This is a genomic window from Chondromyces apiculatus DSM 436 (genome assembly GCF_000601485.1).
GTDB classification, from domain to species: domain Bacteria; phylum Myxococcota_A; class Polyangia; order Polyangiales; family Polyangiaceae; genus Chondromyces; species Chondromyces apiculatus.
Genome location: NZ_ASRX01000015.1, coordinates 212,291 through 224,989, shown reverse-complemented (window position 1 = coordinate 224,989; position 12,699 = coordinate 212,291). Strand labels below are relative to the sequence as shown.

8 protein-coding genes are annotated in these 12,699 nt (G+C 66.6%); 2 read left to right on the top strand and 6 right to left on the bottom strand.

The genetic code is table 11. The features are described 5' to 3' along the window. Positions 1-26 precede the first annotated feature (26 nt). The 6 genes from CAP_RS52175 to rho all read right to left on the bottom strand — a co-directional run bounded on the left by CAP_RS52175 (position 27) and on the right by rho (position 10,132). Positions 27-1,748, bottom strand: coding sequence for a protein kinase domain-containing protein (locus CAP_RS52175; protein ID WP_052374840.1), 1,722 nt, complete (start codon positions 1,746-1,748; stop codon positions 27-29). Positions 1,749-1,819: 71 nt separating this feature from the next. After that, entirely contained in the window at positions 1,820-3,781 is a 1,962-nt protein-coding gene (gene acs, locus CAP_RS11670; RefSeq protein WP_044239893.1) for an acetate--CoA ligase, read from the bottom strand. 129 nt (positions 3,782-3,910) lie between these two features. Then, positions 3,911-5,458 (bottom strand): sensor histidine kinase, encoded by a 1,548-nt coding sequence (locus tag CAP_RS11665; RefSeq protein ID WP_044239767.1) that lies wholly within the window; start codon positions 5,456-5,458, stop codon positions 3,911-3,913. After that, positions 5,455-6,630 carry a (Fe-S)-binding protein gene (locus CAP_RS11660; RefSeq protein ID WP_044239764.1) on the bottom strand — a complete coding sequence of 392 codons (1,176 nt, stop codon included), beginning with the start codon at positions 6,628-6,630 and terminating at the stop codon, positions 5,455-5,457. The genes CAP_RS11665 and CAP_RS11660 overlap by 4 nt, the downstream gene beginning before the upstream one ends. Positions 6,631-6,691: 61 nt before the next feature. Beyond that, positions 6,692-8,731, bottom strand: coding sequence for a sensor histidine kinase (locus CAP_RS11655; protein WP_044239761.1), 2,040 nt, complete (start codon positions 8,729-8,731; stop codon positions 6,692-6,694). Positions 8,732-8,884: 153 nt separating this feature from the next. Further along, entirely contained in the window at positions 8,885-10,132 is a 1,248-nt protein-coding gene (gene rho / locus CAP_RS11650) for a transcription termination factor Rho (protein ID WP_044239759.1), read from the bottom strand. Between the two features lie 372 nt (positions 10,133-10,504). Between rho and CAP_RS11645 the strand changes: the two genes are divergently transcribed. Both CAP_RS11645 and CAP_RS44285 read left to right on the top strand, forming a co-directional pair. Continuing rightward, positions 10,505-10,783, top strand: a complete 279-nt coding sequence (locus CAP_RS11645; protein WP_044239891.1) for an acylphosphatase — start codon at positions 10,505-10,507, stop codon at positions 10,781-10,783. A gap of 328 nt (positions 10,784-11,111) precedes the next feature. Next, positions 11,112-12,695, top strand: coding sequence for a HEAT repeat domain-containing protein (locus CAP_RS44285; RefSeq protein WP_156040702.1), 1,584 nt, complete (start codon positions 11,112-11,114; stop codon positions 12,693-12,695). Positions 12,696-12,699 lie beyond the last annotated feature (4 nt).

The window sequence follows — 12,699 nt, the reverse complement described above, 5'->3', positions numbered from 1 at the left end:
TGCCTGGCTCTTAGCTGATCAAGTCTCTAGGGCGAAAGGAGAGCTGGGAAGCCTCTGAAGACCAGCACGCTCGCGATGGCGCTGACGATGAGGATGATGAGGATGCCCACGGGGAGCAGGTAGCTCCGCTCAGGGGACGGCAGCGCAGCAGGGGGCTGGGCGCGAGGCGTAGGGGGAACCTCGGGCTGGGGCGTGTCGTAGTGGAGCGGCGCCGCGCTGGAGGCCGACTGGGGGCGGTAGACCTGCGTCTTCAGATCGGCGCTCGAAGGTCCGGAGGAGTTCTCGTCGTAGATGCGCGGGACGTCGTGGGAACTCGTCGGCTGTACCGGAAAGCCAGCGATGGGGTTGCCCGAGCTGTCGACGAGGGCGGTGCCGTAAGGCCCCATCATGCGGGGAGGTGGCGCGAGGTTCTGGGAGCTCGATGGCTGCGCGTGGCTCTCGGCGAGGTGTGGGTGGGAGGTGCGCTGGGCAGCGGCGTGGCCCTGCAGGGTGCGGAGCTGGGAGTGGCTCTCGACAGGCGGCGGTGGCTGAGGGGGCAAGGCCACGGTCGCCGCGAAGTCCGGCTTCATGACGGTGGTCTGCTGGAGGGAGGGCCGTTGCAGCGCGCTCCCCTGGGTGAACGCGGCGTCCGTGGGCGCGTGAGCAGGGGAAGGGTACGCGGGCGCAGGGTACGGAGGAGACGGCGGCGCCAGCGGCTGCTGCTGGTACGGGTAGGGTTCGGGGTGCTGCATGGAAGGCGCTGCAGCATGGGTCGACAGGGGCGCCGACAGGGAGGCGTGGGCTGGCACCGCCGGGACGAGGGCGCGGAGGGAGCCGGAGACGCTGCGGACTGGGTCTTGCGGAGACGAGCTGGGGGGGATGCGGCCGGAGGAGGAAGGCTGGCTGATCGGGCCTCCGGGGCGGAGCTCGCGCCAGGCCGTGAGCGCCTCGACCGCGCTCTGGAAGCGCTGGTCGGGGTTCCTGGCGAGCCCGCGGGCGACGAAGGCTTCGAGGTGAGGGTTGGTGGGGCCATCCATCACCTCGCTCAGCTTGCGCGGCTCCGCCTTGGTCTTGAGCTCGACCATCGCGAGGATGTTGCGCGCGAGGTAGGGGAGGTGGCCCGTGAGCGCCTGGTAGACGAGCGTGGTGCAGGCGTAGATGTCGGCGCGGTGGTCGACCATCTTCGCCTTGCTGATCTGCTCGGGGGGCATGAAGGAGAAGGTGCCGAGGCTCTGGCCCATCTCCGTGAGGGTGTCGCCGCCCATCTCCTTGGGGAGCTTGGAGACGCCGAAGTCGAGGATCTTGACGCGGACCGAACCGTCGGGGCGGCTCTCCAGGTAGACGTTGGAGGGCTTGAGATCACGGTGGATGATGCCGGCGCGGTGGGCGTCGGCGAGGCCGCTCCAGACCTGCTCGATGATGGGGTGCAGCTCCTCGTAACGGATGGGACCCGTGCGCTTGAGCCGCTCGATGAGCGACTCTCCTTCGAGCAGCTCGAAGACGAGGAGGATGCCGTGCTCGGGGTCGTCCTCGACGTCGAGGACCTGGGTCACGTGGTCGCTGTTGATCGACCCTGCCGCGCGCGCTTCGCGGCGGAAGCGCTCGACGGCCGAGGCCTTGGTCTTGGAGTCGGCGCGGAGAAGCTTCACGGCCACCATGCGGCCGGTCCGGGTGTTCTCTGCCGCGAACACCTCGCCCATGCCGCCACGCCCGAGAGGTCGGGTGATGCGGTAGCGGTTCGCGAGGATGGTTCCCGCTTCGAGATCCAAGCAGCGCCTCGGCGGGGATTATCTACTGCCCGGGACCGGGCCGGGCGAAAATCTCCGGCCTCGCCGGGTGATCACTCCTGGTCCTGCCGTAGTTTCGCCAGGACGCCCAGATCCTCGAGCGTCGAGGTGTCGCCGGTGGACTCTCGGCCCGAGGCGACGTCTTTCAGGAGGCGACGCATGATCTTGCCGCTGCGTGTCTTGGGCAGAGCGTCGGTGAACCGGATGAGGTCGGGGCGCGCGAAGCGGCCGATCTCCTTGGCGACGTGCTCGGCGAGCTTGTCGCGCAGCTCCGGGCCGGCCGTGGATCCAGGGCGGAGCGAGACGAACACCACGAGCGCCGTGCCCTTGATGTCGTCGGGCCGCCCCACGGCAGCAGCTTCGGCCACGGCGGGGTGGGAGACGAGTGCACTCTCGATCTCTGCCGTACCGATGCGGTGGCCAGCGACGTTGAGCACGTCGTCGATGCGCCCCACCACCCACATGTAGCCATCTTCGTCGCGGCGGGCGCCGTCGCCGGTGAAGTAGCAGTCTTTGATGGTGCTGAAGTAGCCCTGGCGGAAGCGCTCGTCGTCCTGCCAGAGGGTGCGGAACATCGAGGGCCAGGGCTTGCGGAGCACGAGCAGCCCGCCCTGGTTCGCCCCGACAGGGTCCCCTTCCTGGGTGACCACGTCGGGGGCGACGCCGAAGAAGGGTAGGCCCGTCGAGCCTGGTTTCGCGGCCACGGCGCCGGGGAGGGTGGCCATCATGATGGAGCCGGTCTCGGTCTGCCACCAGGTGTCCACGATGGGACAGCGGCCACCACCGATGGTCTGGTGATACCAGACCCAGGCTTCGGGGTTGATCGGCTCCCCCACGGTACCGAGGAGGCGCAGGCTGGAGAGGTCGTGCTTCGCAGGCCAGGTGTCGCCCTGGCGCATGCACGCGCGGATGGCCGTCGGCGCCGTGTAGAGGATGGTGATCTTGTGCTGCTCGATCATGCGCCAGAAGCGCGCCCAGTCCGGGTAGTTGGGCGCGCCCTCGTACATGAAGCAGGTGGCTCCGTTGGAGAGGGGCCCGTAGACGAGGTAGCTGTGGCCGGTCACCCAGCCGACATCCGCGGTGCACCAGTAGATGTCGTCCTCACGGAGGTCGAAGACGTACTTCGAGGTCACGTGGGCGCCGGCGAGATAGCCGCCGGTCGTGTGGAGCACGCCCTTGGGTTTGCCGGTGGAGCCGCTGGTGTAGAGGATGAAGAGGGGGTGCTCGGCGTCGACGATCTCCGGCTCGCACGAGGCAGGCGCGGAGGCGAGCACGTCGTCCCACCAGGCGTCCCGGCCTTCCTTCATGTCGATGCGGCAGCGCTCGCTGCCGAGGTGGCGGTAGACGATGGTGTGGGTGGCGCTCTTCGCCTCCGGCTGCGAGAGGGCCTTGTCGACGGTGGCCTTGAGCGGGACCACCTGGCCGCGGCGGCTGGCGCCGTCCTGGGTGATCACCACCTTGGCCTGGCTGTCATGGATGCGGTCGCGGAGCGCGTCCGCGGAGAAGCCGCCGAAGACCACGGTGTGGACCGCGCCGATGCGCGCGCAAGCCAGCATGGCGACGCTGACCTCGGGGACCATGCCCATGTAGATCGCGACGCGGTCGCCCTTCTGGACGCCGAGCTGCTTCAGGGCGCCGGCGAGGCGGACGGTCTTCTCGTGCAGCTCCGCATAGGTGACGGTGCGGGTGGAGCCGTCTTCTCCCTCCCAGAGGAGGGCCGTCTTCGTCGCGGTGGCCGTGGAGAGGTGTCGGTCGAGGCAGCTCTCGGTCACGTTGAGGGTCGCGCCGAGGAACCACCGCGCATGGGGCAGGTTCCACTCGAGGACCTTCGTCCACGGGGTGCGGAAAACGAGGGCGCTGGTCTCGCGTCTCCAGAAGGTGTCGGGATCGTCGAGGCTCTCGCGGTACATCGCGTCGTAGGCTTCACGAGAGCTCACCCGAGCCTGACGCGCGAAGTCCGTCGGCGGTTCGAAGCGGCGATTCTCCTTCAACAACGACTCGATGGCTTCGGACATGGTCACCCCTTGCAGGGGGCGGAGCATAGCCCGATGGATGCACCCGTACCGTGGAAAAAGCCCGTGATGCGGGCCTCGTGAGCGCGCGCTGCATCGCGTCATCGCACCACGGATACCGCAGGGGACCGGCTATGCGCTCAGGGCCTGGCCGTTCAGGGGCAGGGTGATCCTGAACCGCGTTCCCCCCGTCTCCCGTGCTTCGCAGGTGATGGTGCCGCCATGAGAGGCGATGATGTCGCGCGTGACCGCCAGCCCGAGGCCGGTGCCGCGCTGCTTGGTGGTGAAGAAGGGATCGAAGACCGAGGCGCGCAGCTCCTCGGGGATGCCGGGCCCCGTGTCGTCGATGGTGATCTCCGCGCTGTCGTCGCGCTGGTGGATGGCGATCACGATGGTGCCCCCGTTCGACATGGCCTCGCGGGCGTTGCGGACGAGGTTCAGGAGCGCCTGGCGGAGCTGCGCTTCGTCGACGCGGACCTCGGGCGCGCTCGCGTCGGCCTCCACCCGCAAGGTGATCTGGCTCCGCTGGAGTTCGGGCAGCACGAAGGCCGTGAACTCCTCGACGAGATCCTGGAGCCGCTCCGGTTCGAGCTGCGGGCGAGGGCGCCGCGCGACGCTGAGGTACTGCTCGGCGATGCGCGACAGGCGGTCCACTTCCGCGCGGATGGCCGAGAGGAGCTGGGACGACTCCCGCCCCTCCTGCATCCTGGCGATCTCTTCTTCGAGCAGCTCGAGGTTGAGCCCGATCGAGGAGAGCGGGTTGCGGATCTCGTGGGTGATGTGGGCGGCCATCTTTCCGATGGTGGTGAGGCGCTCGGCCTGCACGAGGTCCGCGCGCGCGCGGCGGATGGCGGCGACCATGCCTTCGAACGTGGTGGCGAGCTCGCCGATCTCGTCGGCGGTGGCGACGACGTTCTGGGGGGAGAGGTCGCCGCGTGCCACGGCCTTGGCGCGGGCCGTCATGGCCGTGAGGGGGGCGAGGACGCGCCGGGCGTGGAGCGAGGTGCCGATACCGACGAGGAGGGTGAGGGCGCCGAGGCCGAGGAGGAGCTGCATGGAGCGCTCTTCGCGCGACTTCGCCGTGGCGGAGAGGCTCGCCATGCGCTCTTCGAGGCGGCTCTTGATGGCGCGCAGCCGCTGGGCACCTTCTGCTTCGCGCTTGATCAGCTCGTCACGCGCGCGCTCGGCGGCTTCGTGGTCGCCGACGGCGAGGGCCTGGAAGAGCTGGGCGAAGCGCTCGGGATCCGCGGCGAGGAGGCGCTCGATGGCAGCCGCTTCGGAGGCGATCTCGGCTCCGAGCTGGCGGGTCATGCGGGCCGGGAGGGGCTGCAGAAAAGGGGCCCCCGGGTCGGTGAGCCGCTCCGCCGTTTCGCGCACGAGGGAGAAGGCGATGGGGCGCGTGCGGCGGGCGGTCTCGATCCACTCCCGCACGTCGCCCGGGTTCCTCGCGGCGGTGATGTGGTTGAGCTGGGCGTTGAAGACGTTCTGTTCGGCGAGCACCTCGCCCACCCGCACGAGCAGAGGGGCGTAGCCGGAGCGGAGCAGCTCGGCGTCGCGCGAGCCAGCCCTCAGGGCCTGGACGCTCCACCCTACCGTGAGCGCGAACGCGGCGAGGACGATGAGGAAGCTCGCGAGCAGCCGGCCCGCGACGGTGCGCCTGGCGCGGCGTTCCTCGCTCATCCCGGCCTGATGGCGGCAGCGACCAGGGAGACCAGGTCCTCGGCTTGCTCGCCGCTCTGACGGAAGCGGCGCAAGCTCTGGGCGCAGTGCGTGACGAGGAGGCCGCCACCGAGGGTGCGATGCTCCTCAAGGCGGCGGTCGGCGATGGCCGCCGAGGTGGCGGGACGGGTGACGGGCAGGAGGCCGCCGGCGCCGCTGCACTCGGCGTGCTCGCGGGTGTACCCGAACTCCTCGGGTTGTCTGCCCAGGATCTGCTTCAGGATGGCGCGAGGCTCGTCATAGCGGTTGAGGCCGCGGCCGAGCTGACAAGGGTCGTGGTAGCGCGCGCGAAGGGTGGAGACGGACTGGTCGAGGCGCTCAAGAGCGCCGTGCGCCAGGTCGACGAAGAGCGTGGGGGCAGGGAGGTCGACGCCGACGCGGGCATAGTCGACGAGCAGCGTGCGCGCACACCCTGGGTCGACGACGACGAACCTCGGCGTGTCCTTCGGGCTACGGCTGCCACGGAGGGGTTCCGCCGGACCCGCGGAGGCGTTGACCTCGGCTGCGAGCACGCGCGCCGCGTCCGCGAAGCCGCGGCGGTCACCCGCGTAGAGGAGGGGCTGTCCGCAGCAAGCACGCACGGCACGCGCGGGGGCGCCGAGGAGGGTCTCGATGGCGCCCAGCGCATCGCGCGCGACCTCGGGAGCATGCCTCGTGTACCCGCATCCCACGAGCACGCTCAGGGCGCCGCCTTCGGTGGAGGCTCGGGCGCCGTGCCCGTGATGGGCTCGACGGTGCTCCGACTCGACGCTCTCCACGAGCTGGCGGAGAGACTCCGCGCGCGCCTGGAACTGCCGGGACACGGCTTGAGCGGCCTCCGGAGCAGCGCCTCGGGTGAACAGGTCCGCGCGCGCATCCGTCAGCACGCTGCTGACGTTGTTGCGGTGGTTGCACCGCGCTGTGCATGCGTAGCAGTTCGAGCAAGCCCAGGCGGGTTCACCGTGGTGAGCGTCGATGGGGACGTCGCCTCGCGCGGCGAAGTAGGCCATCGACATCTTCCCCCAGGGGGTGACCGACTCGTTGGCTTCGACTTCGGAGACGGGGCACGCTGCGCGGCAGAGCTTGGGGCAATAGACACACTTCTCGAGCTGTGCCTGGCTGGGCTCGAGGAGGGGAAGGCGGAACTCGCGCATGCTCGAGTCTCTTCTCCATGACCACGCCGCGCAAGCCGGGTCCAGCGCGCAACGGGTGGATTCAGGATTCGGTGCTGCTCGAACGGCGCCCCCGGTCGCTCTGCGTTCCCTGAGGGGGCTTTCCTCGCTCAGGGGGCGCTCCCCCTCCCGCTTTGCCTCGTCCCGTCGGCTGGCTCGAGGCGGACCCCGCCTGGGTGGATGGCGCAGGCAGGCGGGATGCAGGTGCATCCTGCGGCAGTCGCAAGGTGAACTTTGCGCCCTTGTCCGTGGAGTCGACCTCGATGGTTCCGCCGTGCTCGTCCATGATCTTCTTGACGATCGCCAGCCCGAGGCCGGTCCCACCGCGCTTCCCCGCCGTGGTGAACGCTTTGAAGAGCCTCGTTCGGATCTCTTGCGGGATGCCTTTTCCGGTGTCCGCGACGCTCAGCATCAGATCGGGGCCGTCACGGTATGCGCGGATGGTCACGGTTCCACCTTCGGGCTGCATCGCTTCGACCGCATTGCGGATGAGGTTATGGAGCACCCGGGTCATTTTTGCTTCGTCGAACCGCGCGGTTCCTCGATCGTCGAGATCGATGCGGAGGAGCACGTTGTTGCCTTCGATCTCAGCCATGAGCTGCTTCTCGAGATCGCCGAAGAACTTGGTCAGGTAAACCTTGCGCAGGAGGATGCTGCGCTCTCCACGCGCGAACTCCAGCACCTCGCGCTGCATTGCACTGATCGCATCGAACTGCTTGAGGATGAGCCGCGCATGGTCTTCCCGGGTCGCCTGGTCGGGTGCCGTCGCCATGAGCTGGACGTAGCCGCTGATCACGGTGAGCGGGGTGCGCATGTCGTGCATCACGCCCGAGAGGAGTCGCCCGATGGAGGTGAGCCTCTCGGTTCGCTCGTGCTCGATGCGGGAGCGGAATAGCCGCAATGCGGTGGAGGCGTTCGCCGATACAAGCCGGAGCAGCGCCCGGTGATCCTGGGTGAATCCAGCAGGCTGCTTCGAGTTGCAAAGCGCCACGGCTCCGATGGGGGTTTCATCCTCACCTGCCATGGGAACGACGATGGCCGTCTCCACCTGGGGGAGCGCCTGGGTGAGGCGCGACTCGGAGAGATCGGGGCGGGCGACGTCGGTCCCCTCGACCGATGGGGCATTCAGCTCGGCACCACCGGCGAGGATGATGGATTCACCATGGGTCATCACCCAGCCGATGAGTCCTTCGCCACGTTTGGCGGGCAGGCGCTTCACCTCGGACTGATGCCGCAAGGCTGCTTTGTCTTGCACATCGAGGTCTTCGGCCTCCGGCTCTCCATCTACCGGCTCCACCACGTACAGGAACATGCCCGATTCGGCCTCGTCCACGAGCAACACGCCCGCTCGCGCCTCGCAGGCGCGCGCCGCCTCCGTGAGCACCGCCGCAGCGAGATCCTCCATGGTGGTGGCGCGCCCCATGGCGCTCTCCAGCTCGAAGAGAAGCTTCAGATCGGAGACCCGGTGCTCGAGCTGCTCCTTGGTCTCGACGAGTTGCATGTTCTTCTGGATCACGGAGAGGAAGAGGCGGGAGTTGTCGATCGATATCGCCGCCTGCGTTGCCAGCGCTTCGAGCAATTCCTCGTCGTGCTGCGAGAACTCCTCTGCCACGCGCTTGTTGAGCACCTGGACCACACCAATGGTCCGCCCGATGTGGTTCTTCATGGGCGCGGCGAGAATGGACCGGGTCCGGTAGCCGTACAGCTCGTCCCACGCCCTGTCGAAGCGCCGGTCACGGTAGGCATCCTTCACGCGCACCGTGCGGCCCACTTTGGCGACGTGTCCGGCGATACCGACGCCGACGGCGAGTTCGATCGACCGCGCCTCGCTGCCAATCATGATGCGCGAAAGGAGGCGCTCGCGATGCTCGTCGAGGAGGTAGAGGGTGGCCCTGTCGGCCTCCAGGAGCTCGGCTATTTTCTTGAGGATGAGGGAGAGGAGCTGGTCGAGGTCGAGGATGCTCCCAAGGGCGATTCCGACCTCTTGAAGCGCCCGAGCCGTCTTCTCTGCTCGCGCGAGACGCTCTTCGAGTTCCTTGTTCCGGGCTTCAAGCTCCCGGACCCGGCCAGCCCTCGCAGTCACCTGCGGACGCTACCACGAGTCGACACCGGGAGAGGATGCAGAGTCGCGATCCCGGCCACCAGCACGCCGCTTTCGCTGCCGGCGCGCCGAGGTGGGGAGCTCCTACCCTGACGGCAGGAGCTGCACGCGCAGTCAGTGGGCAATGAGCCCTCGTTACTGGTTCATGCTCTCCAGAAACTCCTGGTTGGTCTCCGTGCGGCTCACCTTGTCGAGCAAGAACTCCATCGAATCGATGACGTTGAGCGGGTGAAGGAGCTGCCGGAGCAACCACACGCGCTGCAGGATCCATTCGGGCAGCAGGAGCTCCTCCTTGCGGGTCGCGCTCTTGTTGATATCGAGGCAGGGGAAGATTCGCTTCTCCATCAGCTTGCGATCCAGGTGGATCTCGCTGTTACCCGTGCCCTTGAACTCCTCGAAGATCACCTCGTCCATGCGCGATCCGGTGTCCACCAGCGCCGTGGCGATGATGGTCAACGAGCCGCCTTCTTCCACATTGCGCGCCGCTCCGAAGAATCGCTTCGGCTTGTGCAGCGCATTGGAATCAACACCGCCGGAGAGGATCTTGCCGCTGGGCGGCACCACCGTGTTGTAAGCGCGTGCCAGGCGGGTGATCGAATCGAGGAGGATGACGACGTCGTGCTTGTGCTCGACGAGGCGCTTCGCCTTCTCGATGACCATCTCGGCGACCTGCACGTGACGCGTCGGAGGCTCATCGAAGGTCGAGCTGATCACCTCTCCCTTCACGGTCCGCTGCATGTCGGTCACCTCTTCCGGCCGCTCGTCGATGAGCAGCACGATGAGGGTGGTGTCGGGGTGGTTGGAGGAGATCGCGTTGGCGAGGTGCTGGAGAAGCACCGTCTTTCCTGCACGAGGAGGCGATACGATCAGGCAGCGCTGTCCCTTGCCGATGGGACAGAGCATGTCGATGATGCGCGTGGAGAACGACTTCGGTCCGTGCTCGAGATCGAACTTTTGCTGCGGATAGAGCGGCGTCAGGTTGTCGAAGAGGATCTTGTCGCGCGCGACCTCGGGGGCTTCGCCGTTGATCTTGTCGACTTTGAGGAGAGCAAAGTAGGCCTCGCGCTCCTTGGGAGGCCTAATCGAGCCGCTGACGCTATCGCCAGTGCGCAGATTGAACCTTCGGATTTGCGAAGGCGAAATGTAGATATCGTCCGGTCCGGGCAGATAGTTGTAATCCGGAGCGCGGAGGAATCCGAAGCCGTCAGGGAGGCATTCCAGCACACCTTCGCCATAGACAGGCTGGTCCTTCGCTGCATGTGCTTGGAGCAGCGCGAAGATGACCTCCTGCTTGCGCAGGCCGGCGGCGCCCTCAATGTTGAGCGCCTTGGCCATCTGCACCAGATCGGCCATCGATTTCTGCTTCAGTTCCTTGAGGTGCATGGATCGGAGGGCTCCCAAGGTACGACGTCGTACACCTCAAGGGGCATACGCTTCGTCGGTGGGGGTGGGTTGGGGATTCGGTTAGGGAGTGATGTCCGGGATACCGGACTGGTTTCGAGAGTGGCGCCACCGGACTTGACCCGGCGATGCCTTCTGCTTCTGGGTGTGACCCTGATGGTCCGAGGACCGTAGAACGCGCCCACACGGAGTGTAGGCACCCCATATGTGCCCCGCTGAGACCAGGTCTCCGGTGGGCTCTCGCCACCGCGTGGCGCGCGACTCTATCAAGCGCACATGCTCTGTCAATCCGCGGAGATCTCCGCTTTCAGAAGTTGCCTCCAGGGAGGGGCGCGGCTAAGCCTCGCGACGTCCATGGGGCTCAAGCAGGTCCAGATTTTCGTTCGGGGTCGTGTCCAGGGCGTCTACTTTCGCGCGACCACGCAACGAGAAAGTCGGCGCCTGGGGCTCAGTGGCTGGGTAAAAAACCGACCCGATGGTAGCGTCGAGATTGTGGCCGAGGGAGACGAGGACCGGCTCAAGGACCTGATCGCCTGGGCCAACCGGGGCCCCAGTGCTGCCCGTGTCGAGCGGGTGGACATACGGTGGCGCAGCTTCACGGGCGAGTACTTCGACTTTCGTATCGTGGACTGATCGGGTCTCCGCGTCGCGATGCTCGGCACTGCTCGCACCCCAGCCGATCAGCTCGGCCCACCCTGCCGGTACTGGCTTCAGCCTCCAGGGAAGCCCGACTGTGGGCCCCTGCGTGGGAGCACCGTGCTGGCGATCCCAAACTCCAAGTAGCTCCCCTGCTACGCTGAAGGCCAGCCGTTTCCAGAAGACGGCTCGACGTCAACTCCGGGGTTGATGAGCGCCACGTTTGCACTCACAACGTGGAAGAGCGAACTGAACGCCCTTCGCTCCCAGGCAGAGCAGCTCTGTCCGTGTCCAGGCAAGCTTCGCTGTGGCTCCACGAACCATCATGAAGCAAACGCTCACATTCTCTGCACTTCTGGCGCTTGTGCTGCTCGGGTCTCCTGTGAACGCGGCAGGAGACGTCACTGCGCCGGCTGGACCTGCATCCGTAACGCTTCCAAGCCTTCCACGCCTCGAACCCATCGTCCCACCCGAGACTGACCCGATCGCATTGCGTGAGCTCGATCGCGTTCTCGAGCAGCTCACAGCGCCTGACGCTCGCTCACGCCAAGGTGCTCGGGCGGCACTGCAAGATCTCCCGGACAATGCGCTGGGCGCCATACGTCTCCGCATCCAGGACATCCGCGCATCGCTCGACAGAAAAGCAGCGCCCATCGTCCTGGGAAATGCCCGCGCGCAGGGTCGCAAAAAACTCCGCTCGGCAGCTACCGAAGACAAGAAGGGCGACAAGAGCGCCCAAAAAGAGTCGGCCGATCTCGCCGAAGACTGGCTCGAATTCATGCTGGCCACGGCGCTGCCGGACGATGCGACCTGGCGTGACGTGGTGAAGCTGCTCGCGATGAACCGCATGCTGGGGACCATCGGAACGACACCCGCAGTGCGCGAGATCATCGCCATGCATGCATACTTTGGCGAGCTGTTGCGCCTCGACCTTCAGCGGCTCGTCCTGCGGCTCCGCGACAAAGCCGTCCCTGCATTGATTGAAGCCCGGAAGCATGATGCAGAGATTGTCCGACGCTGGGCGGGCAGACAGCTCGAGAACCTGGGGCGCGCGATACCAGGAGAGGCCGTATCCACGAACGACACTCAGCTGCTCGCGGATGTTCTTCGTGCATACGGCCGCACGAGGGATGTAGACGCCCTGAGAGTCGTGCTCAGCTTCTGCAACAGCGAACGCGAGAGGCTTCGCGAAGCAGCACGTGAGGCCATTACTGCGATCGGGGAACCAGGGATCTGGCAGCTCCGCGAAGCCTACCTCAGCATGACAGGCAACAAGCCACCTCGTGAATGGGGATGGGATCGCCTGGCTCGCGAGCTCTTCACCGCCCACGATCGCAAACGGCTCGCCGAGGTGCACGAGTTCATGGCGCGTGGCGTCGAGCTGTCGAAGCAAGAGAAGTACGACGGGGCTACGGCTTCCTTCGACAACGTTCTCTCTAGGGCGCCGCTGGTCGATAGGCGGAGCGACATGGAGGCGGCGTTCATTAAGCAGGGCCATGCGCTTCGGAAATCCGAAGCGCCGCCCGAGCAGACCATCGCGATGTTCATCAAAGCCAGCGCCCTGACCCATCGCCCACAGCAGGACGAACAGTGGAAGTCTCTGGAGGCGGAGATCAGCTATCTCGAGGGCGCACTTCTCGCCGAGAACGGGACACCGGACCGCTTCTCGTTCAAACGCGCGCTAGAGCTAAGCCCGAACCATACACTGGCCCACAGCGCACTGACGACCCCCGGCGCAGCGGTGTCCAAGGCAGATACCAAGACGCCGCGAAACATTGCTATTGGTGCAATCAGCCTCGTCCCGTTGACGCTGACGCTCGTTCTTGCCGAGCATCAGCGCCGGCTGCGCAGGAGGCAACGCCTGATGAGTTCTGCTCTGGAGGGGTCTGTAGCTTCAGAGGGAGAATGAGAGC